The 25,129-nt window shown below is 70.7% G+C and carries 27 protein-coding genes and 1 tRNA gene; 19 read left to right on the forward strand and 9 right to left on the reverse strand.

The window, feature by feature from the left end; all coding sequences use genetic code 11:
• Positions 1 to 8 precede the first annotated feature (8 nt).
• The gene (locus ACIA47_RS12355; protein ID WP_203122085.1) at positions 9 to 1,418 is read left to right on the forward strand and encodes a class II fumarate hydratase; all 1,410 of its coding nucleotides are present in this window, start codon (positions 9 to 11) and stop codon (positions 1,416 to 1,418) included.
• A gap of 20 nt (positions 1,419 to 1,438) precedes the next feature.
• Here the strand turns inward: ACIA47_RS12355 and ACIA47_RS12360 are convergent, their stop codons facing one another.
• A complete protein-coding gene (locus tag ACIA47_RS12360; RefSeq protein WP_396707604.1) occupies positions 1,439 to 1,729 on the reverse strand; it encodes a hypothetical protein in 291 nt (96 codons plus the stop codon).
• A gap of 635 nt (positions 1,730 to 2,364) precedes the next feature.
• Between ACIA47_RS12360 and ACIA47_RS12365 the strand changes: the two genes are divergently transcribed.
• The 3 genes from ACIA47_RS12365 to ACIA47_RS12375 all read left to right on the forward strand — a co-directional run bounded on the left by ACIA47_RS12365 (position 2,365) and on the right by ACIA47_RS12375 (position 4,046).
• Entirely contained in the window at positions 2,365 to 3,177 is an 813-nt protein-coding gene (locus ACIA47_RS12365; protein WP_396707606.1) for a Scr1 family TA system antitoxin-like transcriptional regulator, read from the forward strand.
• The gene (locus ACIA47_RS12370) at positions 3,168 to 3,350 is read left to right on the forward strand and encodes a DUF397 domain-containing protein (protein ID WP_124818937.1); all 183 of its coding nucleotides are present in this window, start codon (positions 3,168 to 3,170) and stop codon (positions 3,348 to 3,350) included. The genes ACIA47_RS12365 and ACIA47_RS12370 overlap by 10 nt, the downstream gene beginning before the upstream one ends.
• A 96-nt stretch (positions 3,351 to 3,446) precedes the next feature.
• Entirely contained in the window at positions 3,447 to 4,046 is a 600-nt protein-coding gene (locus ACIA47_RS12375) for a GNAT family N-acetyltransferase (RefSeq protein ID WP_396707609.1), read from the forward strand.
• On the opposite strand, the gene ACIA47_RS12380 is transcribed toward ACIA47_RS12375, so the two are convergent.
• Complete coding sequence (locus ACIA47_RS12380; RefSeq protein ID WP_396707611.1) at positions 4,013 to 4,558, reverse strand: CGNR zinc finger domain-containing protein; 546 nt, start codon at positions 4,556 to 4,558, stop codon at positions 4,013 to 4,015. The genes ACIA47_RS12375 and ACIA47_RS12380 overlap by 34 nt on opposite strands.
• 86 nt (positions 4,559 to 4,644) lie before the next feature.
• Here ACIA47_RS12380 and ACIA47_RS12385 point away from each other — a divergent pair, with 86 nt between their 5' ends.
• The 3 genes from ACIA47_RS12385 to ACIA47_RS12395 all read left to right on the forward strand — a co-directional run bounded on the left by ACIA47_RS12385 (position 4,645) and on the right by ACIA47_RS12395 (position 8,262).
• Complete coding sequence (locus tag ACIA47_RS12385; protein ID WP_396707613.1) at positions 4,645 to 5,610, forward strand: EamA family transporter; 966 nt, start codon at positions 4,645 to 4,647, stop codon at positions 5,608 to 5,610.
• 46 nt (positions 5,611 to 5,656) lie between these two features.
• A complete protein-coding gene (locus tag ACIA47_RS12390; protein ID WP_396708220.1) occupies positions 5,657 to 6,352 on the forward strand; it encodes an HAD family hydrolase in 696 nt (231 codons plus the stop codon).
• A 191-nt stretch (positions 6,353 to 6,543) separates the two neighbouring features.
• Positions 6,544 to 8,262 (forward strand): S8 family serine peptidase, encoded by a 1,719-nt coding sequence (locus ACIA47_RS12395; RefSeq protein WP_396707615.1) that lies wholly within the window; start codon positions 6,544 to 6,546, stop codon positions 8,260 to 8,262.
• 199 nt (positions 8,263 to 8,461) lie between these two features.
• On the opposite strand, the gene ACIA47_RS12400 is transcribed toward ACIA47_RS12395, so the two are convergent.
• Together ACIA47_RS12400 and ACIA47_RS12405 are read right to left on the reverse strand one after the other, a co-directional pair.
• Positions 8,462 to 8,872 carry an endonuclease domain-containing protein gene (locus ACIA47_RS12400; protein ID WP_396707617.1) on the reverse strand — a complete coding sequence of 137 codons (411 nt, stop codon included), beginning with the start codon at positions 8,870 to 8,872 and terminating at the stop codon, positions 8,462 to 8,464.
• A 1,129-nt stretch (positions 8,873 to 10,001) separates the two neighbouring features.
• Positions 10,002 to 10,610, reverse strand: coding sequence for an IclR family transcriptional regulator (locus ACIA47_RS12405; protein WP_396708222.1), 609 nt, complete (start codon positions 10,608 to 10,610; stop codon positions 10,002 to 10,004).
• A 348-nt stretch (positions 10,611 to 10,958) separates the two neighbouring features.
• Here ACIA47_RS12405 and cysS point away from each other — a divergent pair, with 348 nt between their 5' ends.
• Both cysS and rlmB read left to right on the forward strand, forming a co-directional pair.
• The gene (cysS, locus tag ACIA47_RS12410; RefSeq protein WP_396707619.1) at positions 10,959 to 12,374 is read left to right on the forward strand and encodes a cysteine--tRNA ligase; all 1,416 of its coding nucleotides are present in this window, start codon (positions 10,959 to 10,961) and stop codon (positions 12,372 to 12,374) included.
• The gene (gene rlmB / locus ACIA47_RS12415) at positions 12,374 to 13,507 is read left to right on the forward strand and encodes a 23S rRNA (guanosine(2251)-2'-O)-methyltransferase RlmB (RefSeq protein ID WP_112582882.1); all 1,134 of its coding nucleotides are present in this window, start codon (positions 12,374 to 12,376) and stop codon (positions 13,505 to 13,507) included. The genes cysS and rlmB overlap by 1 nt, the downstream gene beginning before the upstream one ends.
• A gap of 143 nt (positions 13,508 to 13,650) precedes the next feature.
• Here rlmB and ACIA47_RS12420 read toward each other — a convergent pair whose 3' ends face one another.
• Positions 13,651 to 14,742 carry a sn-glycerol-3-phosphate ABC transporter ATP-binding protein UgpC gene (locus ACIA47_RS12420; RefSeq protein WP_203123262.1) on the reverse strand — a complete coding sequence of 364 codons (1,092 nt, stop codon included), beginning with the start codon at positions 14,740 to 14,742 and terminating at the stop codon, positions 13,651 to 13,653.
• Between the two features lie 341 nt (positions 14,743 to 15,083).
• Between ACIA47_RS12420 and ACIA47_RS12425 the strand changes: the two genes are divergently transcribed.
• A tRNA-Thr gene (locus ACIA47_RS12425) sits at positions 15,084 to 15,160 on the forward strand.
• A gap of 6 nt (positions 15,161 to 15,166) precedes the next feature.
• On the opposite strand, the gene ACIA47_RS12430 is transcribed toward ACIA47_RS12425, so the two are convergent.
• Complete coding sequence (locus tag ACIA47_RS12430; RefSeq protein WP_396707622.1) at positions 15,167 to 15,790, reverse strand: ATP-grasp domain-containing protein; 624 nt, start codon at positions 15,788 to 15,790, stop codon at positions 15,167 to 15,169.
• A 227-nt stretch (positions 15,791 to 16,017) separates the two neighbouring features.
• Here ACIA47_RS12430 and ACIA47_RS12435 point away from each other — a divergent pair, with 227 nt between their 5' ends.
• The 5 genes from ACIA47_RS12435 (at position 16,018) to ACIA47_RS12455 (ending at position 18,651) form a co-directional block, all read left to right on the forward strand.
• The gene (locus tag ACIA47_RS12435) at positions 16,018 to 16,218 is read left to right on the forward strand and encodes a hypothetical protein (RefSeq protein ID WP_396707624.1); all 201 of its coding nucleotides are present in this window, start codon (positions 16,018 to 16,020) and stop codon (positions 16,216 to 16,218) included.
• A 181-nt stretch (positions 16,219 to 16,399) separates the two neighbouring features.
• Positions 16,400 to 16,801 (forward strand): helix-turn-helix domain-containing protein, encoded by a 402-nt coding sequence (locus ACIA47_RS12440; RefSeq protein ID WP_396707626.1) that lies wholly within the window; start codon positions 16,400 to 16,402, stop codon positions 16,799 to 16,801.
• 35 nt (positions 16,802 to 16,836) lie between these two features.
• Positions 16,837 to 17,256 (forward strand): VOC family protein, encoded by a 420-nt coding sequence (locus ACIA47_RS12445; RefSeq protein ID WP_088952055.1) that lies wholly within the window; start codon positions 16,837 to 16,839, stop codon positions 17,254 to 17,256.
• A gap of 10 nt (positions 17,257 to 17,266) precedes the next feature.
• A complete protein-coding gene (locus ACIA47_RS12450) occupies positions 17,267 to 17,938 on the forward strand; it encodes a DUF998 domain-containing protein (RefSeq protein ID WP_396707628.1) in 672 nt (223 codons plus the stop codon).
• 68 nt (positions 17,939 to 18,006) lie between these two features.
• Complete coding sequence (locus ACIA47_RS12455; protein ID WP_396707630.1) at positions 18,007 to 18,651, forward strand: histidine phosphatase family protein; 645 nt, start codon at positions 18,007 to 18,009, stop codon at positions 18,649 to 18,651.
• Here ACIA47_RS12455 and ACIA47_RS12460 read toward each other — a convergent pair.
• On the reverse strand, positions 18,639 to 19,190 hold the full coding sequence (locus ACIA47_RS12460; protein WP_396707631.1) for a hypothetical protein: 552 nt from the start codon (positions 19,188 to 19,190) through the stop codon (positions 18,639 to 18,641). The two genes, ACIA47_RS12455 and ACIA47_RS12460, sit on opposite strands and share 13 nt — an antisense overlap.
• A 141-nt stretch (positions 19,191 to 19,331) precedes the next feature.
• On the opposite strand from ACIA47_RS12460, the gene ACIA47_RS12465 reads away from it, so the two are divergent.
• From ACIA47_RS12465 to ACIA47_RS12480, 4 genes are all read left to right on the forward strand, one after another.
• Complete coding sequence (locus ACIA47_RS12465; protein WP_396707633.1) at positions 19,332 to 20,099, forward strand: enoyl-CoA hydratase/isomerase family protein; 768 nt, start codon at positions 19,332 to 19,334, stop codon at positions 20,097 to 20,099.
• Between the two features lie 23 nt (positions 20,100 to 20,122).
• Positions 20,123 to 20,830 (forward strand): hypothetical protein, encoded by a 708-nt coding sequence (locus tag ACIA47_RS12470; protein ID WP_396707635.1) that lies wholly within the window; start codon positions 20,123 to 20,125, stop codon positions 20,828 to 20,830.
• Between the two features lie 185 nt (positions 20,831 to 21,015).
• Positions 21,016 to 21,531 (forward strand): hypothetical protein, encoded by a 516-nt coding sequence (locus ACIA47_RS12475; RefSeq protein ID WP_203123281.1) that lies wholly within the window; start codon positions 21,016 to 21,018, stop codon positions 21,529 to 21,531.
• 78 nt (positions 21,532 to 21,609) lie between these two features.
• Positions 21,610 to 23,160: a serine/threonine-protein kinase gene (locus ACIA47_RS12480; RefSeq protein ID WP_396707637.1), complete on the forward strand. Its 1,551-nt coding sequence runs from the start codon at positions 21,610 to 21,612 to the stop codon at positions 23,158 to 23,160.
• A 70-nt stretch (positions 23,161 to 23,230) separates the two neighbouring features.
• On the opposite strand, the gene ACIA47_RS12485 is transcribed toward ACIA47_RS12480, so the two are convergent.
• Both ACIA47_RS12485 and ACIA47_RS12490 read right to left on the reverse strand, forming a co-directional pair.
• Positions 23,231 to 23,674, reverse strand: a complete 444-nt coding sequence (locus tag ACIA47_RS12485) for an HNH endonuclease (protein ID WP_396707639.1) — start codon at positions 23,672 to 23,674, stop codon at positions 23,231 to 23,233.
• Between the two features lie 246 nt (positions 23,675 to 23,920).
• Positions 23,921 to 25,129 carry a hypothetical protein gene (locus tag ACIA47_RS12490; protein ID WP_203123284.1) on the reverse strand — a complete coding sequence of 403 codons (1,209 nt, stop codon included), beginning with the start codon at positions 25,127 to 25,129 and terminating at the stop codon, positions 23,921 to 23,923.

The raw sequence follows: 25,129 nt of genomic DNA on the forward strand, positions 1-25,129 counted from the left end.
GCGGCAGGATGGTACGCGTGACGACTCCAGAGGCGACCGGTTACCGCATCGAACGCGACTCGATGGGCGAGGTGGAGGTGCCCGCCGAGGCGCTGTGGCGGGCGCAGACCCAGCGCGCGGTGCAGAATTTCCCGATTTCCGGCCGGGGCCTCGAACCGGCCCAGATCAAGGCCCTCGCCCAGATCAAGGGCGCTGCGGCCGAGGTCAACGGCGAGCTGGGCGTGATCGACGCCAACGTGGCCGCCGCGATCGCCGCTGCCGCCGCGCACGTGGCCGACGGTGGTTACGACGACCAGTTCCCGGTGGACGTGTTCCAGACCGGCTCCGGCACCTCGTCGAACATGAACACCAACGAGGTGATCGCGACCCTGGCCAGCCGGGAGCTGGGCTCCCCGGTGCACCCGAACGACCACGTCAACGCCTCCCAGTCGAGCAACGACGTCTTCCCGTCCTCGATCCACCTGGCGGCCACCCAGTTCATCGTCGAAGACCTGCTGCCGTCGCTGGCCCATCTGGCGTCGGCGTTGGAAGCCAAGGCCGCCGAGTTCGAGACGGTGGTCAAGGCCGGGCGTACCCACCTGATGGACGCCACCCCGGTCACCCTCGGCCAGGAATTCGGCGGCTACGCCGCCCAGGTCCGCTACGGGATCGAACGGCTGGAGGGCGCGCTGCCCCGACTGGCCGAGCTGCCGCTGGGCGGCACCGCCGTCGGCACCGGGATCAACACTCCGCTCGGCTTCGCCGCCGCCGTGATCGGCAAGCTGCGCGAGTCGACCGGGTTGCCGCTGAGCGAGGCGCGTAACCACTTCGAGGCGCAGGGCGCGCGGGACGCGCTGGTGGAAACCTCGGGGCAACTGCGGACCGTGGCGATCGGCCTCTACAAGGTCGCCAACGACATCCGCTGGATGGGCTCCGGCCCCCGCGCCGGTCTGCGCGAACTGCGTATCCCGGACCTCCAGCCCGGCTCGTCGATCATGCCCGGCAAGGTCAACCCGGTGGTCGCCGAGGCGATGCGGCAGGTCTGCGCCCAGGTGATCGGCAACGACGCGACCGTCGGGTTCGCCGGCTCGCAGGGCGACTTCGAGCTGAACGTGATGCTCCCGGTGATGGGCCGCAACCTGCTGGAGTCGATCCGGCTGCTCTCCGCGGTGAGCCGGCTCTTCGCCGACCGACTGGTGGTCGGCCTGGTCGCGGACGCCGAGGTCTGCCTGGCGTACGCCGAGGGCTCACCGTCGATCGTCACCCCACTCAACCGCTACCTGGGGTACGACGAGGCCGCGTCGATCGCCAAGGAGGCGTTGGCCAAGCAGACCTCCATCCGCGAGGTGGTCATCTCCCGGGGCCACGTCGACTCCGGCAAGCTCACCGAGACCCAGCTGGACGAGACGTTGGACCTGCTCCGGATGACCCACCCCTGACCGCGGCTCGCCTGCTCTGGTCAGGGTAGGTGCCGTGGTCTCGCCCAGCCGAGGAAGCGGGTGAAGAGCGCGGCGGGGTCGGGGCCGTCGTGTGGGTTGAGTCGGTACAGGTCGGCAGCGGCCTCGTGCAGGGCCATGCACAGGTAGATGCTCAACCCGATGCGGTCGTGCGCGTACTCCTGGCGCAGGGCGAGTCGGGCGACCGGGCACGGCCAGGGCGCGGCGCACACCCGGCAGAGCCAGAGCGGTCGCAGCGGCAGGTGCGGTCGACGTGGTGTCGTCGCGCTGCCGTCCGGGGCGATCCGGGACATGCTGTGGCCTTTCGTTGACCGGGCTGCGCCGACCTGCGACGCGGCTGCAGGGCTGCCCCGACCTGCGCCAAGATCGCGCTCGATCCTGGACGGCGCCGATCTTGCAGTTTCTGCTGTCGACATGGGGGATATGCCCCTTGCGTCGGGGCAGAAGTTGCAAGATCGCGGAGCAGGGTCAGGTCGGGCTTGGCGATCATGGAGTGGTGGTGCCCGGTTTGGCCCTTGGCGGGCGCTTTGTGGCCCACCGCAACTCCATGATCGGCGAGGCGGTGCCGGGTGACGAACAGCCGTTCCGCCCAACGCGGCGGCGTTGTCCTGGATGTAACGGCTGCCGCTTTGGACCTGACTCGTTTGTGGCATCGCCTCCGCTTGTCCTGGTTGGTGCACTCCGGCCGTGGCTTGCTCCGGTTGTGGCTGTCTGGGAGGTGGGACCGCCCGGCACGGGGGAGCGGGCGGTCCCCTGCGGCGCCGGCAGATCCCGGGGGACGGGGAGCGGCGCCGCTTCACAGTCTGCTGATCAGGCGACTACGGTCGGAAGGGTTTGGCCGCGTCGTCATAGGCGCCCTGTTCTGGGTGTCACCGCCGCTGGCGGCCGGCTGGAGATGATCGTCGGCGGGGTGGAGGGTGGGCACGGCATGGCCGATGGACAGATGACGGCGGCGGCGTTCCTGATCGCGGAGCTGCGGCGGGCGCGGGCTCGGCGCGGCTGGAGCCAGGACGAGCTGGCCAAGGCGGTCAACTACTCGGCGTCGATGGTCAGCGCCGTCGAGCTGGGGCAGCAGCCGCCCACCGCCAAGTACCTGGAACTCGTCGACCGCGCCCTGGAAACCGGCGGCCTCTTCGGCCGGATGTCCACCGAACTGGTCAGCCTGGACAAGGCTCAGGTCTGGCTGCGCGGCTGGCGTGCGATCCTCGCGGAGGCGCGGGCGCTGCGATGGTTCGACCCGCTGCATGTCCCTGGGCTACTGCAGACCGAAGGCTATGCCCGTGCCATCTTCGAGTCGGACCGACTACTCGATGCCGATGAGGTCGAGCGTCGGCTGACGGACCGGATGGATAGTCAGCGGGTTCTCTACGGGGATCGCCCGCCGCACGTAGTCGCGGTGCTCGACGAGTCGGTGCTGAGGCGACGCGTCGGCGGCCGAAAGGTCATGTGCGAGCAGTCTCTGCACCTGGCGCGCTTGGCGACCGAGCATCCGCGGGTTCAGCTCCATGTGGTGCCTCGTTCGGCCGAGGAGTATCCCGGCCTGAACGGGCCATTCATCCTCGCCACCGTGGCCGACCATAGCGATCTTGCCTACCTTGGTGGCCAGATCGGCGGCCAAGAACTCGACCGGCCTGCGGATCTGTTGCGTCTACAACGGACCTGGGAAGCTACCCTCGGGCAGGCGTTGCCACCGCAGGAGTCGATCGAGTTGCTGAGGGAAGTGGCAGAGTCGTGGAGTTGACCCGAGCCCGGTGGCGTAAGAGCAGCCGGAGTGGTTCCAACGACCAGTGCGTCGAGGTGGCGACGAATCTTGGGGACGTGGTCGGGGTGCGAGACAGCAAGGACTCGGACGGGCCCGTGCTCGTTGTCGACGCGTACTCCTGGCGGCTCTTCGTGGTCGCGCCCCCGCGCTGACCCGACCGCCTCGCCCGCGACGGCGGTCGGGTTTCCGCGCAGCCGGCCTTGATAAACGGCTCGACGGGGCCCTGAGCAGGACGGATGATCCGGGCCATGGGTGACGATGGCGCGGGTGTGCCGGCGGGGACCGAGCGGCTGCGGTTGCGGCGGCTGACCATGGCCGACGTGGACGCGCTGGTCGAGTTGGACAGCGACCCCGAGGTGATGCGTTTCCTCACCGGTGGCGTTGCGACCCCGCTGGCGACCGTGCGCGACGAGCAGTTGCCGAGGCTGCTGGCCCAGTACGACAGGTATCCCGGGCTGGGCCGGTGGGCGGCGCACGATCGGCAGTCCGGCGAGTTCCTGGGTTGGTTCGCGCTGGACCCGTCGGAGAACGGTATTGAGGCCGAGTTGGGCTACCGGCTGCGCCGCTCGACGTGGGGGCGAGGGCTGGCCACCGAGGGGTCTCGGGCGCTGGTTCGGTACGCCTTCGACACCGTCGGGGTGCGTCGGGTCTGGGCCGAGACGATGGCTGTCAACGAACGCTCCCGGCGGGTGATGGTGAAGGCCGGGCTGCACTACGTGCGGACCTTCCACCTCAAGTGGGACGATCCGATCCCGGGCACCGAGCAGGGCGAGGTGGAGTACGAGGTGCGGGCGGAGGAGTGGGCGACAGTCGGTCAGGAACGGCCGGCGGCCCGGCGGGCGCGGTAGGCGGTCACCGCGGCGCGGTTGCCGCAGCCGGCCTCGCAGAACCGCCGGGACCGGTTGCGGGACAGGTCGACGACGACGTTGTCGCAGTCCGGGTATTCGCAGATCCGCAGCCGGCTCAGCTCGCCGGTACGGACCAGGTCGGCCATCGCCATGGCCGCTTCGACCGCGATCCGGGTGGCCAGCGGCGCGTCGCGGGGAACGGCGTGCAGGTGGTACGGCTCGTCGTCGTGCTCGATGAGCTGGGGCAGCGCCTTGTGTTCCAGCAGCAGGCCGTTGACCACCGCGACGATCTCGGGTGGTTCGGCGTACCAGATACGGCGCAGTTGGGGCCGCAGCTCCCGGACGGCGCGCAGCTCGGCCTCGGTGTGCTCGTGCCGGCCGCTGTAGGAGTAGCGGACGAAGAACGCGTCCAGCGCCGCGATGTCGGGCAACAACTCACCGTCCCGACCCGCGGTGTTGACCAGCGCCGCGGCGGCGATCAGCGAGCACTCGGTGTCATGAGCGAATAGCAACTTGACTCCTGTCACGGCTTCCGCCTAGCGTCATCAGTACAAGGATAGTTTGCTCATGACACGGTGCCCATCCCGAGGAGCGCGACATGCACTCACGATCTGCTGCCGGCCTCGGGTTGGCGCTGCTCGCCGCAGTCACCTTCGCCACCTCCGGAACCTTCGCCCGTTCGCTCATCGAGGCCGGCTGGTCAGCCGAGTCCGCGGTGATCGCCCGCGTCGGCGTGGCCGCCCTGGTGCTGGCGATCCCCGCCGTGCTGTCGCTGCGCGGCAAATGGGACGTGCTGCGGAGCAACGCCACCGCCATCGGGCTGTTCGGGCTCCTCGGGGTGGGGCTGGCGCAGGTGTGCTTCTTCAACGCCGTGCGCTACCTGCCGGTCGGTGTCGCGCTGCTGCTGGAATACCTGGGCATCATCCTCGTCGTGGCCTGGATGTGGCTGCGGCACGGGCAGCCGCCCCGCCGACTCACCATCGCCGGGTCGGTGGCCGCGCTGGCCGGGCTGGCGTTCGTGCTCGACCTCGCCGGCACCGCCGACTTCCACCCGGTGGGCGTGCTCTGGGGGCTGGGCGCGGCGTTCGGCCTGGCCGGATACTTCGTGCTCGCCGGCCGGGTCGACCCCCGGTTGCCCTCGGTCGCCATGGCCAGCGGCGGAATGGCCGTCGGCGCCGCCATGCTGCTCCTCATCGGGCTGACCGGGCTGCTGCCGCTGCACGCCACCTTCGGCGAGGTCACCTTCGCCGGGCAGCCCACCAGCTGGTTGGTGCCCATTGCCGGGCTGTCGCTGGTGGCCGCCGTCATCGCGTACCTCGCCGGCATCGCCGGCACCCGGATCCTCGGGCCCCGCCTGTCGTCGTTCATCGGGCTGACCGAGGTGCTCTTCGCGGTGCTGATCGCCTGGCTGTTCCTGAACGAGCTGCCCACCGGCTGGCAGTTGTTCGGCGGTGCGCTGATCGTCGCCGGCGTCGCCCTGGTACGCCTCGACGAGCTGCGCGGATCACCCTCGACGCCCGCGCCGGTCACGCCCGAGCCCGAGCCGGCGCTGGACGGTCGGTGAGGTTTGGCGGTCGGTGAGTTCTGCGGGCGGTGAGAGGGTGGGTGTTGTGCTGACCACTGTGGTGTTCGACGCTGACGAGACGCTGTTGGACCTGCGTCCAGCCGTCACCGGCGGGCTGGTGGCGGTCCTTGACGAGATGCGGCGACGCACAACTGCGGCGGCCGGGGTGACGCTCGCCGAACTGGAGTCGGACTGGGGCGCGGTCTTCGGCGAGCTGAAGGCCGCCCCGGTGGCGGAGATCCGGCGCGCCGCACTGGCACGGTCGCTGGCCCGCGCCGCGCTGGCCCACCACCTGGACGAGATCGCGGACCTCTTCTTCGCCCAGCGCTTCGCTCTCACCCGACCGTTTCCGGACGTACCACCGGCGCTGGCCACGCTGCGCGGCCGGTACACGCTGGGTTTCGCCACCAACGGCAACAGCCGCGCCGAACGGTGCGGGCTCGCCGGCGAGTTCGCCTTCGAGCTGTACGCGCACGAGAACGGCCTGCCCAAGAAGCCGGCCCCGGAGTTCTACGCTGCGGTGGTCGCGGCGGCCGGGGTGCCAGCCGGGCAGATCGTGTACGTCGGCGACTCGTGGGAGCACGACGTGGTGGCGCCTCGGCGGGCCGGCCTGCGATCGGTGTGGCTGAACCGGCTCGGCCTGCCTCGCCCTCTCGGATGCCCACCCGACGCCGAAGTTTCCAGCATGGCCGACCTGCCGGCCGCGCTGGCGAATCTGGGTGTCCACGCGGTAGGTGTGTAGGCCGAGGCGGCCGGTGCGGGTGTCTGTGCGGCCTGTGTCTGTGCGGCCTGTGTCTGTGCGGCCTGTGTCTGTGCGGCCGGGGTGCGGCTCGAACTGGCGGGATTCACGGCCATAACGGGCGCTCAACTGGCGTAATCCGGATCGTTGTTGTGTGATGGCTGCCACGTCCCTCAACGAGAGGATCCGATGTGGTGAGCAAGCGCTTCACCGCCCGTACGGTCGCGACCGCGGCTGTGCTGGCACTTACGGCTACGGGGTTGGGTGTGCCGGCCAACGCCGCGCCGAGCAACTCCAGGACCTTCACCGTCGTCGCCGAGGATGGCGTCGCCACCGACACGGCCGTCGCCGCGATCCGGGCAGCTGGCGGCACGGTGGTGTCCCGGTCCGATGAGGTCGGCATGTTCCAGGTCAGCAGCGACCGGGCCGACTTCGCGTCCCGGGCGACCGCCGCGCCGACGCTGATCGGCGCCGCCGAGCAGAAGGCCATCGGCCGCAAGCCGAAGCTGGACCGGGTCGAGCAGGAGCACCTGCTGGCCGCTGCCGGTGCTCGTGCCGGTGCTGCCGGTGCTGCCAGGAAGGGCGCCAAGCTCGATCCGCTCGATGACAAGCTGTGGGGCCTGGAGATGATCCGGGCCGACAAGGCCCGCAAGATCGAGCCGGGCGACCGTCGGGTGACCGTCGGCGTACTGGACACCGGCGTCGACGCCAGCAACCCGGACATCGCGCCGAACTTCAACTGGTCGCTGTCGCGCAACTTCGCGCCCGACCTGACCGATGTGGACGGCCCCTGCGAGGTGCCGAGCTGCCTCGACCCGGTCGGCACCGACGACGGCGGGCACGGCACCCACGTGGCCGGCACCATCGGCGCCGCGGCCAACGGCTTCGGTCTCTCCGGCGTCGCCCCGAACGTCTCGCTGGTCGAGCTCAAGGGTGGCCAGGACTCCGGCTACTTCTTCCTCGACCCGGTGGTCAACGCCCTGGTCTACGCCGGCCGGTCCGGGATCGACGTGGTCAACATGTCGTTCTATGTCGACCCGTGGCTCTACAACTGCACCGCCAACCCGGCCGACTCGCCCGAGGACCAGGCCGAGCAACGGGCCATCATCAAGGCGATGAAGCGCGCGCTGATCTTCGCGCACAACAAGGGCGTGACCCTCGTCGGTGCGCTCGGCAACAACAACGAGGACCTGGGTGCACCCCGCACCGACGTCACCAGCCCCGACTACGGCGCCGCCCCGTATGACCGCCCGATCGACAACGAGAGCTGCTGGGACCTCCCCACCGAGGGCCCGCACGTGATCGGTGTGTCGTCGGTCGGCCCGTCCGGCAAGAAGTCGGACTTCTCCAACTACGGCACCGAGCAGATCTCGGTCGCCGCGCCGGGCGGTTGGTTCCGGGACGGTTTCGGCACCGACACCCACCGCACCCCGGCCAACATGATCCTCTCCACGTACCCGCTGAAGGTGCTCCAGGAGGAGCCGATCTCGGCGACCATCCCCGACCCACGGGTGGACGCCGATGGCAACATCGACCCCCGGATCGCCAACGAGGTCTTCAAGCAGTGCAAAACCAACGGTGAGTGCGGCTACTACACGTACCTCCAGGGCACCTCGATGGCGTCCCCGCACGCCGCCGGTGTCGCCGCGCTGATCGTCAGCCGGCACGGCAAGGCGCAGGGTCGGACTGGCTTCGGGATGTCGCCGGACCAGGTCGAGCAGCACCTCTACCGCACGGCCGCCGAGCACGCGTGCCCGGAGCCGCGCCTCCAGCAGTACCGCAACGAGGGCCGGGACGAGACCTACGACGCGTACTGCGCCGGGGGGGTCAACTTCAACGGCTTCTACGGCTACGGGATCGTCGACGCCTACGCGGCGGTGAAGACCCCGCTCAAGCCGAACGCCCGCCCGTAGCGCACATCGCACTGCGGTGGCCCAACCGCCACCGTCCTCCGGGGCCCGGTCGACACCTCGTCGACCGGGCCCCGGCTCGTCCGGGCCTGTTGTCACCGGCCGTCGTCCGGTACCAGTCATGATCGACTCGGTTTCCTTGAAAGCGCGGTGTTGGTGTCTGAAGGATGGCGCGGTTTCCAGGAACCCGAGTTGATCCTGGTCATCTGGACGATCCCTGCCGCCAGCCGCGGCTGACCAGCGCGTCGCGCACCTCTCGGAGCACCGACGGGAACTCGCCGTGCAGCCGGCGGCTGGTCACGTGCAGGACCAGCCAACCCGCGGCGACCAGCTGATTCAGCCGACGGCGGTCGCGGTGCAGCTGCTCTACGTCGGAGTGCCACTTCCCGTCGTACTCCACCGCTACCCGATATCGCGGCCAGGCCAGATCGGGGTGCAGAACAATGCCGGTGGGCAGGCGTACCGGATGTTGAACCGCTGGGCGCGGCAGCCCACCCAACACCAACCGCACACGTAGCTCTGACTCCGGCGGAGACTCGGCTCCGCCGTCGGCCAGGTCGAACACCCAGCGTGCTCGGCGCGCACCCGGCCGGTCAGCATTGTGAGCAGCCATGGCGGCCAAGGTCTCGCGATCGGCCAGCCCTTGCCCGAGCAGCGAGTCGACGATGGCGACCGCCCGGACCGGGTCGAGCCAGACAGCCGTCTCCCACGCGGCCCGGCCGGGGTCGGATCGGGGGATTGGGAGGTCTTGCCCCGTGGGCCTGGGCGGGCTGGCCGCCGCCCACCCATCGCCTCGGCCAGCCACCACCATGCCCCCTGCTCCGACGGACACCGTGGCCGGGCGGGACAGGCGCCGTGCTGGGCGTGGTGACATTCCGCCGGTAGGTGGGCGGTCCACTCCCGTAGGTCGCGCTGCATCATGTGGAGTTCCAGCGCTCGACGGTCGTCCTGTGTCCGGCGGTCGGATTGCGGCCGACTGATGTCCTCGGGTCGGCGGACGGCTCGCGTTCGGTGGCCGGCCTGATGGTCGTCGTGTGGATGGCGCGGCCAGCTCGAGGGTCTCGCTCGCCGTGATCGGGGTGATGGCGTTGACGTGCACGCGGAGGCCACGCTGTGGGCCGATCCGCAGCGGTCGGGGCACGAGGACGTGCACATCGTCGGTAAAGCTCGCGGCGTGTTGGACGCCGTGCAGGTAGGCGGCCGACGGGCCGCCTACCACCACGCCGGGCGGTAGCCGGAGGAGGGCGGCGCGACACGCGAGGGCGTGATCACGGTCCAGCCGCGAGTCGGCGTAGATGTCGTGGCGCAACCGCACCCAGGCAGAGTTGCGCAGCTGATGTTCGGTGAGCAGGCCGTCCCGGACAGCGTCGGAGCCGCGGAAGACCTGCCAGGCCAGGGCATCGGGGCGATGCGGACGTGGGGGCATGCCGAGAAGCCTGCCGACCACCGACTGGCCACCGAAACCCCTGTGGAAAACCCGGCCCGCGCATGCCGCTGTACCTGTGGACAACAACGAATCCGCCTGCCGATCGTGCTATGGCAGCGGCCAGAACGACCGACCAATCAGGCATCGGAGCCGTCGACGGGCGCTGATCCACTCGCCTTTCTGAAAGTCGGGCGGTCACCGGCCTCGGGATACCGCGACTTCCGTGAACCCGAGTCGATCAAGCCACGGGGGCAGGGCGGCGGGGGCGGTGGGGGCAGGGCGGCGCGGGGCGGTGGGGTGGGGGCGGCGGTAGGGGTCAGCTGAGGGCGGTGGTGATGGCTCGGGCGGCGGCCAACACCTCGGGGCCGATCGTGTCGACGTCCAGCGGGGCGAGCGCGACCACGCCGACGCTGGCCTCCAGGCCGGGTACGCCGAGCACCGGTGCGGCCACCCCGTACGCCCCGGCCTGCAACTCTCCGCTGCTACTCACCGGCTCGGCCACCCCGGCGCGACCGGCCAGGATCGCCCGACCGGCCGCTCCCAGGTCCAGTGGATGCCGTGCCCCGGCCCGGTACGCGACGTGGAACGACGTCCAGCTCGGCTCGACCACGGCCAGGGCGACGCCCTCGCCACCGTCGACGACGGTCAGATGTGCGGTCGCGCCGGCCTGCTCGGCGAGGCGACGTAGCGCGGGCAGCGCACCCTCGGCGAGCAGCGGCTGGGCCCGTCGGGCCAGGTGCAGCAACCCGGCACCGAGGCGCAGCCGACCGTCTCCGTCGCGGCGCAGCATGCCGTGCCCGGTCAGCGCACTGACCAGCCGGTAGACGGCCGCCCGGCCGATGCCGAGCCGACTCGCGGCTTCGGTGACGGTCAGACCGCCGGAGGCGTCAGCGACCAGGTGCAGCAGCCGCAACCCCCGGTCCAGCGTCTGCGACGTCTCCCCGCCCCGCCCCGCAACCGCGTCGGCCCGCCCCGCACCAGCCTCAGTCCGCCCGAAGGCCGCGTCGGCTGAACCGGAGGCCCGCCCGACGGGCGCGTCGGCTGAGCCGGAGGCCCGCCCGAAGGGCACGTCGGCCCGCACTCCACCTGCGCCGGACGATCCGAATGTTGCGTCGGTCGGCCCGGAAGCCCGCTCGAAGGACGGGTCGGCGGGGGCGGTGGGGTTGGCTGGCGGGTCACCGGAGCCACCGGAGCGTGCGGTCGCATCCACGCCTGGCAGCGTACGACCCGGCACCGGCGGACCCGGACAGGCACGGACAGCTACCCTTGTACGGTGACGCTACGCCTGTATGACACCGCCACCCGATCGGTGCGGGACTTCGTCCCGCGGGAAGCCGGCAAGGTGGGGGTCTACCTGTGTGGTCTCACCCTTCAGGCACCGCCGCACATCGGTCACCTTCGCTCCGGCGTCAACTATGACGTCCTGCGTCGTTGGTTGTTGGCCGCCGGCTACGAGGTCACCTTCATTCGCAATCTGACCGACATCGACGACAAGATCCTGGTCAAGGCGGGTGAGCAGGGCCGACCGTTCTGGTCGATCGCGTACGCCAACGAGCTGCTGCTCGCCGAGTCGTACCGGTCGTTGAACGTGCTGGCGCCCACCTACGAGCCGCGCGCCACCGGGCACATCCCCGAGATGCATGAGCTGATCACGAAGTTGATCGCCGACGGGCACGCGTACCCGGCGAGTGACGGCTCCGGCGACGTCTACTTCGACGTAACGTCCTGGCCGGCGTACGGGTCGCTGTCGGGTCAGTCTCCGGACGCGATGCAGTCGGCCGGGGACGCCCCGGATCGGGGCAAGCGGGATCCGCGCGACTTCGCGCTGTGGAAGGGTGCCAAACCGGACGAGCCGGCGGACGCCTACTGGCCTTCGCCGTGGGGGCTGGGCCGTCCCGGCTGGCACATCGAGTGCTCGGCGATGTGCTGGCGCTATCTCGGCCCGGAGTTCGACATCCACGGCGGTGGCCTGGATCTGACGTTCCCGCACCACGAGAACGAGATCGCCCAGTCCAAGGCGGCCGGGTTGCCGTTCGCCCGGTACTGGGTGCACCACGGGCTGCTGAGCATCGGCGGGGCCAAGATGGGCAAGTCCGCCGGCAACGCGCTGGGCCTGGCGTACGTGGACTCGCTCGGGGTGCGGCCGGTGGAGCTGCGCTACTACTACGCCGCCGCGCACTACCGCTCGGTGATCGACTACTCGGAGGATTCGCTGCGCGACGCGGCCACCGCGTACCGGCGGATCGAGGGTTTCGTGCAGCGGGCCGCCGAGCGGGTCGGTGCCGGGCAGCTCGGTGAGCTGCCCGCCGGCTTCGTCGCGGCGATGGACGACGACCTCAACACGTCCGCCGCGCTGGCCGTGCTGCAACAGCACATTCGGGACGGCAACACCGCGCTGAGCGTCGGCGACGATGTGACCGTCCGCACCACGATGGCCGTGGTGCGGGCAATGCTGGATATTCTCGGGATCGACCCCCTCGACCCGGCCTGGACCGGTGGCGGCCGATCGGACGATCTTCGTGCCGTGGTGGACTCCCTGATCGCGCTGGCCCTGGAGCAGCGTGCGCAGGCGCGGGGCCGCAAGGACTGGGCCGCCGCGGACGCCGTGCGTGACCAGCTCAAGCTGGCCGGCGTGGTGGTCGAGGACACCCCCCAGGGCCCCCGTTGGACTATTGGAGAGCAGGACTGATGGCCGGCAACTCGCAGCGCCGTGGCCGGCGACTGACGTCGAAGGCAGGCGCCCCCAAGGGCACCGGCGGCAAGAACAAGGACTCGTTGGCCGGGCGGGGTCGCACCCTGCCCGCGGACGAGCGGCCGTGGCACAAGGGCTACTCGGGCACCGAGAAGCTGCCCCAGCGCACCGCCTGGAAGCAGGACAAGGAGCGCCGCGCGGCGGCCGAGGAGGGGCGCGCCCCGAAGATCGGTCAGCCCGGCAGCAAGGACACCACCTGGGGTCGGGGCGGCGGTCGGGGCGTACCGGTCGGCCGGGGCGCTGCCACCGGCGGACGGGGCGGCAAGCCCACCGGGCGGTCCGGTCCCCGCGTCACGCCGGGGCGCAAGTCCAACCCGTCCAAGGACACCCCGGAGCTGCTGGTCGGGCGTAACCCGGTGCTGGAGGCGCTGCGCGCCAACGTGCCGGCGACGGCGCTCTACACGGCCCAGGGCATCGACATGGACGACCGGATCAACGAGATCATCCGGACCGCCGCCGACCGGGGCATCGCCAACCTGGAGATCAGCCGCGCCGAATTGGACCGGATGACCGGCGGGGTGCTGCACCAGGGCGTCGGCTTGCAGGTGCCTCCCTTCGCGTACCAGCCGTTCGAGGACATGGTCGCCGCTGCCCTGGAGCAGCAGGCCCCGCTGCTGGTCGCGCTGGACGGTGTCACCGATCCGCGCAACCTGGGCGCCGTGATCCGGTCGGCTGCCGCGTTCGGCGCGCAGGGTGTCTTCGTACCCGAGCGTCGTGCCGCCGGGATCACCGCGACCGCCTGGCGGACCAGTGCCGGCGCGGCCGCGCGGGTGCCGGTCGCGCAGGTGACCAACCTGACCCGGTCGCTGAAGGCGTGCCGCGACGCCGGCTTCATGGTCGTCGGCCTGGATGCCGACGGCGACACCGACCTCTACAACCTGGAGGCCGCTGTCGGTCCGCTGGTGGTGGTGGTCGGTTCCGAGGGGCGCGGTCTTTCCCGCCTGGTCGGGGAGACCTGCGACCTGACCGTCAGCATCCCGATGATCTCCGAGGTCGAGTCGCTCAACGCCAGCGTGGCGGCGGCGGTCGCCCTGGCCGAGGTCGCCCGCCGGCGCTCCGTCGAGCAGTAGCGCACGTCGACCGAAGGCCCCCTTCCGCTGAGCGCGGGAGGGGGCCTTCGTCGTCAGGCGCCCAGGCAGGGTGAAGAGCCAATTTCGGTACGACGAAGGGGCGGCCCGCCGAAGCGGACCGCCCCTGTCGGTACGGCGTTACGTCAGATCCGGCTACCCGTGGCGGCGTGGAAGAAGTGGCTGCGACCGACAACTGGCTTGACGAACACGGTGTCACCCATGTTCGGCATGTTGCGCCGGTCGGTGCGGACGACGAAGCGCTCCGAGTTGCCACCCAGCGCGGCGTGGCCGTAGACGTTCGCGTCCGAGCCGAGGTCCTCGACCAGCTCGACCACGACCGGCATGCCGCCCTCGGTCGGGCTGACCAGCTCGCAGTCCTCCGGGCGGAAGCCCACGGTGACCTTGCCGTCGCCACCCTCGGCGCGGGCCGCCTCGACCTGCTCGCGGGTCAGCGGGATCTGCAGCTCGGCGAACTCGGCACCCCGCTCGTTCAGCGCAACGGTCTTGATGTTCATGGCGGGTGAGCCCATGAAGCCGGCGACGAACACGTTGGCCGGGGTGTCGTAGAGTGCCCGCGGGGTGTCCACCTGCTGAAGGACACCGTCGAGCAGCACCGCGACCCGGTGACCCATGGTCATGGCCTCGACCTGGTCGTGCGTGACGTAGACGGTGGTGACGCCCAGCTTGGCCTGCAGGGACGCGATCTGGGTACGGGTCTGCACGCGGAGCTTGGCGTCGAGGTTCGACAGCGGCTCGTCCATGAGGAAGACCTGCGGCTCGCGGACGATCGCCCGGCCCATCGCGACACGCTGACGCTGACCACCGGAGAGCGCCTTCGGCTTACGGCCGAGGTACTCCTCCAGCTGGAGCAGCGCGGCCGCCTCCTTGACCCGACGGTCGATCTCCGACTTGGAGGTCTTGCGCAGCTTGAGGGCGAACGCCATGTTCTCGTACACCGTCATGTGCGGGTAGAGGGCGTAGTTCTGGAAGACCATCGCGATGTCGCGGGCCTTCGGGGGGAGGTGGGTGACGTCACGCTGGTCGATGTAGATCGAACCGGCGTCCACGTCCTCCAGGCCGGCGAGCATCCGCAGGCTGGTGGACTTACCGCAACCGGAGGGGCCGACCAGGACGAGGAACTCCCCGTCGCCGATCTCGAGGTCCAGCTCGTTGACGGCGGGACGCTCTTGGCCCGGGTAGACCCGGGACGCCTTGGAATAGGTGACCGTAGCCATGGTGAAGCGCTTCCTTTCACCGGCAGGAACGTGCCGGACGATCCGAGTGAAGGAGCAACCGGCACGTGTCCGTGCCGGTTCAGCGGACGGCGGCCCGGTCGCGGGGGCGCCCGGTCGTCGTCCGTGTCAGTGAACCGTAAACGCGTTTACCCGTGCTGCCAAGGCGGGGGGCCGCCCAGCCCATCAGGCGGGCTACGCATTCCGGTCACTCAGGCACGGTCAGACATCAATCGACGCCGTGTGAAAGGCGTCTGCGTCGGGATGTTGACGATTCCCGTGCTCGGGAGGCCTCGCGATCGGGATTACCGGACGTCAGTCGCTATGCTGACCTCGACGCACGCGCCCCTGTAGCTCAGCTGGCCAGAGCACTCGCCTTGTAAGCGAGATGTCGCCGGTTCGATCCCGGCCGGGGGCTCCAATTACATCAGACCTTTCCCGAGTGGCGCTGCCACGAGTCGACCGGTTGACCGCAACGGCACTCACGAGGGCATGACGTCCGGTGGGTAGCCCGTCTCGGACGCCTTGCCTGGTTCCGGTGGTGACCGTCAATGGTCAGCCGAGGCCGTCGGACGAACTGTTGGTCGCGGGCGGTGACTGAAGCTGTTGGGCTGGCCGCTCGGAGGACGACGTCGAGCACCAGGTCTGGCTCCGCTACGTAGGTGCCGCTGGCCCATGCGGCGTTTGCCTCGATCACGGCCCAGCAGCCGTCGACCAGTCCTACGTCTACGACGACGGCGGAGGGCAGGGTGTGGCCGAATCCGGCGATGAGACCGGTGCCGAAGGCCAACGCGGCGGGCGACGGAGGGCCGAGATGCATCCGGCCGTGCGCGGCGTACTGGCTGCCGGTGTGGAGCGCAAGCTCTGAGAGCACCACAGTGCTCGTGCTGGGCTTGACCGCCGGTCTGCTCGTGACTGCCGGATGCACTCCTGAGACGGAGCCCACGCGCGCCGAGAAACCGGTCCAGGCCACCACCGCCGCGCCGTCTCCGACGCCCGACGTCCGCGGCGAGCTGGTCGCGGGACTCCAGCGGTCGCAGGGGTTGCGCACCGGTACGCGGTGCGCGGCGGCCTGCCCGAAGGGCAGAAGGCGCCGGCACGGGCGCCTTCGACCCGAAGAAGCGCCGTTTCCAGAGCACGGTCTCGGTCACCGGCGGGAAAGACCCGTCGGCGGGAAGCCGGATCGTGATTGGCACCGATAGTCACGTACGGCCGGACCAGGGCTGGATTACCTCGATCAAGGTGGAACTGAGCCCGAGCGACGGCCCGAAATTGACGATGACCACCCGTCTTCGGAAGACGTTCCTGTCGACCCTCTGGGAGATTGTCAGCACCGTGTGGGACGTGATCGTTGGCACCTACGACCTGGTGTTCAAGCAGACGATGATATTCAAGGAAGTCGTTGAGATGGTGGTGGCCAACTTCATCTACCTCCAGAACCGGATGCGGGGCGACTTCGACGCCCTCAAGACCCTGTAGGGCGGCGCTCACCAGAACGTGACGAGCCACGACGGCGAAGAGTGGCGGGTAGGGCTCGTGTCACTCCTGGCGCACCGGTAGGCAGGGGTGCCGGCACGAGATCGCCTGTCTCGCCGACCAGACGACGGAGCGTCCGGCGCTAACCTGGGGGCCGGAGCAGCGCCGAGCGGGACAGGGGCCGATGAGTCGGGCGGTGGAGGAGTCGAACCGGGCGATGCTGCGCGCCCGGGACGCGATGGACCGGGCGTACGCCGAGCCTCTGGACATTCCCGCGTTGGCCAGGATCGCGCACGTCTCGCAGGCGCACTTCATCCGTACCTTCCGGGCCACCTTCGGTGAGACCCCGCACCGCTACCTGCAACGCCGCCGGGTGGAGCGGGCGATGTCGTTGCTGGTGGAGACCGACCGGGACGTGACGGACATCTGCTACGCCGTCGGCTTCGGCAGCCTGGGCACGTTCAGCCGGACGTTCCGGCAGATCGTCGGAAAGTCGCCCTCGGATTTCCGGCGTCAACGCGTCGCGCCGGCCAACGTGCCGTCGTGCTTCACCAAAGCCTGGACCCGACCCAGCAGTTTTGGATAAGCCGCAGGTCACGGTCTACCTCTAGCGTCATGGGCATGACGATGAACGCGATCAGCCGCTCCCAGATCTACGTCCTCGACCAGGACGCCGCGCTTGACTTCTACGTCAACAAGCTCGGCATGGAGGTCAACACCGACCAGGACCTCGGCTTCATGCGGTGGCTCACTGTCAACCTGCCCGGCGACCCGGAGCGCGAGATCCTGTTGGAGAAGCCGGGCCCGCCCGCGCTGGACCCGGCCACCGCCGAGCAGGTCCGGGAGCTGCTCACCAAGGGTGCCCTCGGCGGGTACCTCTTCATGACCACTGACGACGCCCGCAAGACGCACGAGGATCTTGTGGCGAAGGGCGTCGAGATCACCGACGAGCCGACCGAGCGCCCGTACGGGATCGACTTCGGCATCCGGGACCCGTTCGGCAACCGGATCCGCATCGGCCAGATGTTCCCCCGGGCGTAGGGGGCGGGCGATGAGCCAGGCCGCGGCGTTTCCCGTGGTACGACCGACCGCCGTCGGTCGGGACCGCCTGCTGTTGATCGGCGGGGTGTTCGCCGGCCCGATCTTCGTCGGCTCGGCGATAGTGCAGGCGGCGACCCGGGACGGCTTCGACCTTCGTCGCCACCCGGTCAGCGTGTTGAGCACCGGCGAGCTGGGCTGGATTCAGATCGTCACGTTCCTGGTCACCGGGGTGCTCTGTGTGCTGGCCGCCCAAACGTTGCGCCGCCGTACCGGCGAAGGCAGCGGATCGGTCTGGCTGCCCCGACTGCTCGCGCTGTACGGCCTGGGCCTGGTCGGGGCGGCGATCTTCAGCGCCGACCCGGCCGACGGGTTCCCGGCCGGTACGCCTCGGGGCGCCGGTGAGATCAGTTGGCACGGGGGCCTGCACTTCCTGGTGGCGGCGGTCGCCTTCGTGTCGCTGATCGTGGCGACGGTGGTGGCCGCCCGTCGGGCCGCCCGGCAGGGGGCGCGCGGTCGAGCCGCGTACAGCCTGGTGACCGGGATGTTCTTCGCGGCGGCCTGGGTGACGCTGATCGCCCGGCCGGCTCCGGCCGTGATGGTGGCGTTCGGCCTGGCGGTGACGGCCGGCTGGCTGTGGGTGTCGGTCACCTTCGCGCGGGCGGCGTCCGGTCGGGTCGACTGAGCCGACGGCCGCAGGACCGGGAGGTGCGGGGTCGAACTCGTACCTCCCGGTGTGTTGAGGTGAGCGCCATGGTGACCCGGTTGCTGTACCTGACCCGACACGCCGAGCAGGATCTCTCCGAGCCGAGTGGGTCGGATGTCGGCGAACCGGATACCGGCCTGTCGGAGCGCGGCCGGCGGCAGGCCACCCTGCTCGGCGAACGCCTGCGGGCCCGCCGGTTCGCCGCCGTACACCACGGGCCGCTGCGCCGGGCCGCGCAGACCGCCGAGCTGGTCGCCAAGTCGCTGCCCGACGTTCCGGTGTACGAGACGGAGCTGGCCGGAGACCACCTCCCACACGACACGGATCCGGCTGGCCTGCCGCCCGCGTACGCCGAATTCCTGACGCAGTTCTCGGTGGCCGAGCGGGTCGACGGGCCGCGAGTGACGGCGGACGCGGTGCGGCGGTTCGCCGGCCCGGTCGCCGAGGGACCCGCCGGCGGCGAACCGGTCCGCGAGCTTGTCGTGACGCACAGCTTCCTGATCGCCTGGCTGGTGCGGCACGCCCTCGACGCGCCGGAGTGGCGGTGGCTGGGCTTGAACTCGCACAACGCAGGGCTGACCGTCATCCGGTACAGCGCAGCCGGTCCGCCGAGTCTGATCGCCGTCAACGACGTGGCCCACCTACCGCCGGAGCTGCGGGGAACTGGCCTGCCCCGGGACTATCTGACGTAGGACTCGGTGACCCGCAGGAGCAGCTTGACCACCGCCTGGGTTGCCGTCGGCGGGGTCCCGTCGGCCGGGCAGTCGGCGTACCCGGTGTCGTTGCTGGCCACGGTGAGGCGGTAGTGCATCACGTCCGAGCAGTTGGTCGCGGTGGTCGGCTGTCGCGCCTCGGTGGCGAGCCGGGGGTCGGCGGCCAGCCCGGCCAGGATGCCCTGATCGGCAGGGGTGAGCCGGCCGTTGCGCCGGCTGCCGGCCCGGTCCGTCACAGTCCACTGGCCATCCGGTTCGACGACGATGGAGTCCCCGCGCCCGGCGAAGCCGCCGGAGATTCGCAACGTCACTCGGGGGGCCACACCGCTGGCCCCGACGCTGACCGTGGGGGCGGTGGTCGGCTGCGAGGTGCCGGTGGCCGGGGCGGCCGGGCCGGTAGCCGTGGTGGCCGAGGGCTGGGTCGGGGTGGTGGTGGGGGCTCGGTCGACGCTGGTGCAACCGGTCAGGAGCGCGGCCAGGAGCGCGACCGTGACGGCGGTCGTCGATGCGGGTTTCATCTTCGTCGGACGCGCGACCCCAACCGTTGGTTCCCCCCGTCCGACCGGAAGCGGGCTGCGCCGTTATGGTCGCCGCACCGGCGCGCGGCGTCGGCGGCCAGATTGGTGGCGTCGCTCCAGGTGGCGCGGGAAGGAGCGGACGTGTCGGACGCGGAGTTGACCGTCGAGGTGGCCGGGCCGGTCGCCACCGTTGTCATCAGCAACCCGGCCCGGCGCAACGCGATGACCGCCGCCATGTGGCGTCAGCTCCCCGAACTGCTCGACCGGCTGGAGCCCGACCCCGACGTACGGGCGTTGGTGCTCACCGGCGCCGGCGACGCCTTCTGCGCGGGTGCCGACCTCGGCGACCTGGCCGAGTTGCTGGACGCCGGTGACGCCAGCATCGCGGTGGCCGCCGAGGAACGGCTGGCCCGGTTCGCCAAGCCGACAATCGCGGCAATCGGGGGCGCCTGCGTCGGCGGTGGGGCTCAACTCGCTGTCGCCTGCGACCTGCGGATCGCCGCTGACGACTCCCGTTTCGGCGTACCGCCGGCCCGGCTCGGGCTGGTCTATCCGGCACCGACGACGCGCCGGCTGGCCCGGCTGGTCGGCCCGTCCGCCGCCAAGCATCTGCTGTTCACCGCCGAGATGATCGACGCCGAGCGCGCTCTGCGGATCGGTCTGGTCGACGAGGTGCTGCCGGCCGACCGGCTCGCCGCACGGGTGGACGAACTGACCGCGACGATCGCCCAGCGGTCGCCGCTGAGCATCGCCGCCGCGAAGGAGATCATCGAGGAGCGGGCCGAGCCCGCGCGGATCGCCTGGTGGCACCGGAAGGTGACGACGACCGGCGAGGCCCGGGAGGGGGTCGCGGCGATGACCGAACGCCGACAGCCCCGCTTTGCCTGGCGGCCACCGACCGACGCCTGAGCGCCTCGGCTACTGCGGGTGTCATGACAACTGCAGAGCCACCCGAGCCGATGTTGAATCCTGCCGGCCTTGGGCGCAAAGGCAGCTGCTCGCGTTTGTCGTACGACCATCGATGGGTATCCCGGGACCAAACAGGGGCGGGGGCCTTCATGGAGATGTCGACTTCACCGCAGAGCCGCAATCGTCGACGGTTGATGTTCGTAGTGCTGCTGCCGATTCTGGCGGCTGCCGTCATCGTCGGCGCGGTCGTGGTTGGCCGCGACGCCGGCATCCTCGACGGCGACCCGCCGGCCTGGGTGAACACTCTCGGCGGCGTCCTGCAACTCGCCGGGCTCGCCCTGACGATCGCCACGATCATCTGGCTGGTGCGCAGCGGCCGGTTCTGCGCCGACCGCGAGTCGTCGCTGCGGCGGCTGAGCCCGTCCGACAGCCGCAGGCTGCAGCAACAGGTCAGGCGGGGCGTGCCCCAGGACGATGCGGACTTCGGACTACTCCGGGCCACCGCGCGGATGATGATCAACCAACGTGGGCAGATGCTGATCATGGTCGGTTTCGTGATCACGGGATCTGGTCAGGCGCTGCTGAACTTCACACCGCTGTTCACCGGTCTCTTCGCCATACTGGCGTCGCTGGGCGTCGGTGCCGTCGCGTTCTCCCTTCGTAACGCGCGCCGGGGCGAGGCGTTCCTGCGCGAGCATCCGGAGCTGGAAGAGCATGAGTCGCACGACTAGCGCGGCTCACCGCAGGATTCGGCAACCTCGACCACTCGGCCGTCGGTTGGCAAGCGTTTTGGCCGCTGTCGTCGATGGGTAGATCCGCTCCACGCGGTGATAGGGGGACCACCATGGACGAGACAGGGATGAATCCGGACCGGGCCGGGCGGAAACAACGGCGCCTCCGTCTGATCCTTGGTTTCGTGTTGCTGCCTGCCGTGGTCGGAGCGCTCGCGGTCGGTGTCGCGATGGGTGGTCAGAACACCGGCATCTTCGACGGTGAGCCGCCGGGCTGGGCCAGTAACGTCGGACGTGTTCTGGTGATTCTCGGAGTCATCGTCGAGGTGGCTGCTGTCGTCTGGGTCGTACGCACCGGGCGCTACCGGGCGGCCCGACAGTCCCCGTTGCTGGCCTTGAGCTGGTCGCACCGTCGGCGGCTGGCACGGCAGGTTCGACGCGGCACACCCGAGGCCGACGAAGACCCGGCCCTCATCGTGGAGACCGCCCGACAGTTCGTCGACCAGCGCTGGTTCGTGGTGCTGGTCGCCGGGTTGGCGATGACGAGCGTCGGTCAGGCATTCCTGGGGTTCGCGCCGTTCTTCGCGGTGATCGGCGGGTTGCTGCTCGTGATCTGGGCGGTGCTGACCGTGTCGGTCCTGCGAAACGCCCGCCGGGGCGAGGCGTTCCTGCGCGCCCATCCGGATCTGAGCGGACGGTAGCCGCAAACCGTTCCCGCTCATCGCGATATTTCGATCCCGGGTACCCGGTTCTCAGGCCGGTACGGCAGGCTGTCCGTCGTGCAGCGTGATCAGTTGCTTGCGGGCCGCTACCGGCTCCTGGAGCGCCTTGGCAGTGGGGGCATGTCGGTGGTGCACCGGGCGTACGACGAGGTGCTCGAACGGGACGTGGCGGTGAAGGTGCTGGTCGCCTCGGACACCAACGCCCCACAGCGGATCCGGGGCGAGGCAAAGGCCGCGGCCCGGCTGTCGCATCCCCACGTCACAAGCGTCTACGACTACGGCGAGTCGGCGCTGGACGGTGTCCAGGTCCCGTTCGTGGTGATGGAGTTGCTCGGCGGTCACACCCTCGAACACCGGTTGGTGGCCGGGCCGTTGCCGCCGCGCGCCGGTCTGCGGGTGTGCGCCGAGGTGGCCTCGGCCCTCAGCGCCGCACATGAGCAGGGGTTGGTGCACCGCGACATCAAGCCGGGCAACGTCATGCTCACGCCGACCGGCGCGAAGGTGCTCGACTTCGGCATCGCGGCAGCCGCCGGCGCACCGGAGATCGACTTCGAGGGGCGGCTGCTGGGCACGCCGGCGTACCTGGCGCCGGAACGGTTGCAGGCCGGTGAGGTGCTGCCGGCCAGCGACGTGTACGCCCTCGGCCTGCTGCTGTACCGGGTGCTCACCGGCCGGTTGCCGTGGCCCGCCGAGACGCAGACCGGAATGCTCCGCGCGCACACGCACGTCGAGCCGGACCCGCTGCCCCCGATCGACGGCGTACCGCCCGAGGTGCACCGGCTCTACCGCTGGTGCCTGGCCGGCGACCCCGTCGACCGGCCGTCCGCCGCCGACGCGGCCCGCATCCTGCTCACCGCCGCGAGCGGCGCCGCCTCCGAGACGGCTGCCGTTGCCGCCCAACCGGCGACAAACGTCGCCGAGCCGACCGGCAAGGAGCCGACCGGCAAGGAGCCGACCGGCAAGGAGCCGACCGGCAAGGAGCCGACCGACACCGGGCCTACCGGCGATTCCGCGGTGCGGACGAGGCGCGGGCCGTGGCGTCGAGGGCGAGCCATTCTGACTGTCGGCGGAGCCGTGATCGCCGCGGTGGCGCTTGCCGGGTCGCTCGGCGACTTCAGCAATCGTCGACAGGGACAGAGCGCCGAGCCGCCCGGCAGCGGCCCGGGCACCACCACGGTGGGGATGCCCCGCACCGAGGAGTCGTCCGACGCGGCCGATGCCGGACCGTCCGCGGTGCCGCCGACCAGGAACAGCGCACCCGCTACCCGGATCAGCCCCCCGGCCGCTCCGGGCGGGACAGTGGTCCCGGGCCCGACGAGCGCCACTTCTGGCCCGCCCCCAACCCCGACCCCGACCGCGCCGACTCCCACCTCTGCCGCCGGCGTACCCGTCGACGCGCGCGGCGGGACGGTCACCGCTCGCTGCGTGGGAAAGTCGGTCGAGGTGCTCACTGTGGTGCTCGCGCCCGATTTCCGGGTCGAGGAGTACGACCCGGGGCCGGCGCAGCAGATCGTGGTCGAGCTGACCTCCGCGGAGCACAGCAGCGAGATCCGGGTGCAGTGCCCCAATGGTCAGCTGAAGTCGAAGGTCAAGGAACGCGCCGCCTGATCGGGGGCCGGCGGGTGCCGCGCCCGGGACGTACCCGGGACGCGGCCCCCCGTTCCCGCCGGCCGGTCCGTCACCGCCCGGCCAGCGCCGCCCAGCCCGGGTTCACCGGCTCACGGCGCAGCGGCATGCCCGCCTCCGCTGGCGTCCGGTCCCCCTTGCGCTGGTTGCAGGCGTAGCAGGCGGCGGTGGTGTTCCGCCAGGTGTTCCGGCCGCCGCGCGAGCGGGGCAGGATGTGGTCGATGGTGGAGGCCGGGCCACCGCAGTACGCGCAGCACCGGCCGTCGCGGCGCAGCACACCGGCGCGCGACCAGGCCGGCCCGGAGTTGAACCTCCACCGGGTGACCACGAAGCGGACCAGCCGCACCACCCGGGGCATCGGGAAGATCCCGATCACCCGGTCCGGCTCGGCCTCGTGGATCTCGGCCACCCGACGGCAGAGCATGCGGACGGCGTGTTGGACAGTGACCCGGTGCAGCGGGCCGAGGTCGGCGTTGATGACGAGGACGGCGTCCACCGGGATCTCCCTCCGTGCTGATGACGAACAAGGCGACGACGAACAAGGCGATGGGGACGGACAGCGAGAAGCCGCCCGGTCCGGCTGTCGGACGGGGCGGCTCAGCGCGTACGGGTACGCGTCAGTCGGGCCGGCCCGCCTGGGGACCTTCCGCTCGGTAACCGTCACCGGGCAGCGTCGACAGCACGGTGCTGACGTGCCACATCGTCATGAGCTGCTCCCGCGGTGGTGGTTGACCTTGCGCGCTCACGGTAGGTCGACGCGGGAGACACGGGCAACGTATTTCGATCGGCCGGTCTCCTCGGGACGCCGCTGGCGGCGGGTGCGGGGAGCTGCGCTGGCCGAGACCTGGGCGGTGGTCAGCGGCCGGTTCAGCCGCAGGGCCATCCGCGCGGTGAGTTCGCTGTCCAGCAGCGGCCGGTTGACCTCACCGGCTACGGCCAGCGCGGGCCCGGAGACCGACCGCCAGATCGCGGCCAGCCCGGCGCCGAGGCCGACCAGGGCCACTGTGGCCCGGGTGGTCGGAGAGCCGGCCGCCGCAGCGGCACTCACCCCGACCACGGCGAAGAGCACCAACAGCAGGGGTACGAGCACCGGCCAGAAGATGCCCCGGGCCGCCTGTGCCACCAGCCGCCGGTCCCGAATGATCAAGTTCCGGGCGATCACCGCGTAGTCCTCCTCGTCGAGCAGGTCGCGCGGGTGCAGGCCGCCGGTGAGCACGTCGCGCCAGAGGTCACCCTGGCCGCGCAAGGCCCGGCTCAGGGTGGCGGGCGTCGGCTCGGTCGGGTCCCCGTGGCCGGCGCGGTCGACTGCGGTAGCCCACGTCGCCAGCGACCGGCGCACCACCGCGGCCGAGTACGGCGGCAGCACGCTGGCCAACTCGTCCAACCACCGGCTGATCTGGATCTGCCGGCCGCCGAACTGCCGCAGCAACTGGGCGGAGTCACCGGCTCGGACCGTGTCGGCCACTGAACGGCCCAGTCGGTAGGCCAGGCCCACCCGGTGGTTGGCGGCCATCGCCCAGCGCAGCACCTCCACGTTGAGCTCGTCGAGGGCGAGCAGTAGCGGCACCGGGTCGGCGGGGTCAGGCTGGGCCAGGTCGGGTAGCAGCGCCCGGGCGGCCGACGTGTCGGGCACCGGCCCGGTGTGCCGGGTGAGGTCGGCGATCTGGGCCAGGGCTACGTCCACCCCGTCGAGGTACATCCGCATCCGACGGTGGACGGACATTTCGGTGAGGTTGGAGAGTTTGGCCGGCGGTACGGCCGGGCGGGCCTCGACGAAGGCGCGCGGCTCCGCGTGCTGCCCGTGGTGGTAGGCGTCCGCCATCCACCAACCCAGCCGGAGCGCGGTGACGATGCAGGCGCGCTCGTCGCGGATCAGCGGGTACGCGTCGTCGCGGCCGATCTCGTCGATCGACGAACCGTTCTCCGCGCCGACGCGGTGCAGTGGTGACAT

The organism is Micromonospora sp. NPDC051227 (genome assembly GCF_044455385.1).
In the GTDB taxonomy this organism is placed as follows: Bacteria; Actinomycetota; Actinomycetes; order Mycobacteriales; family Micromonosporaceae; genus Micromonospora.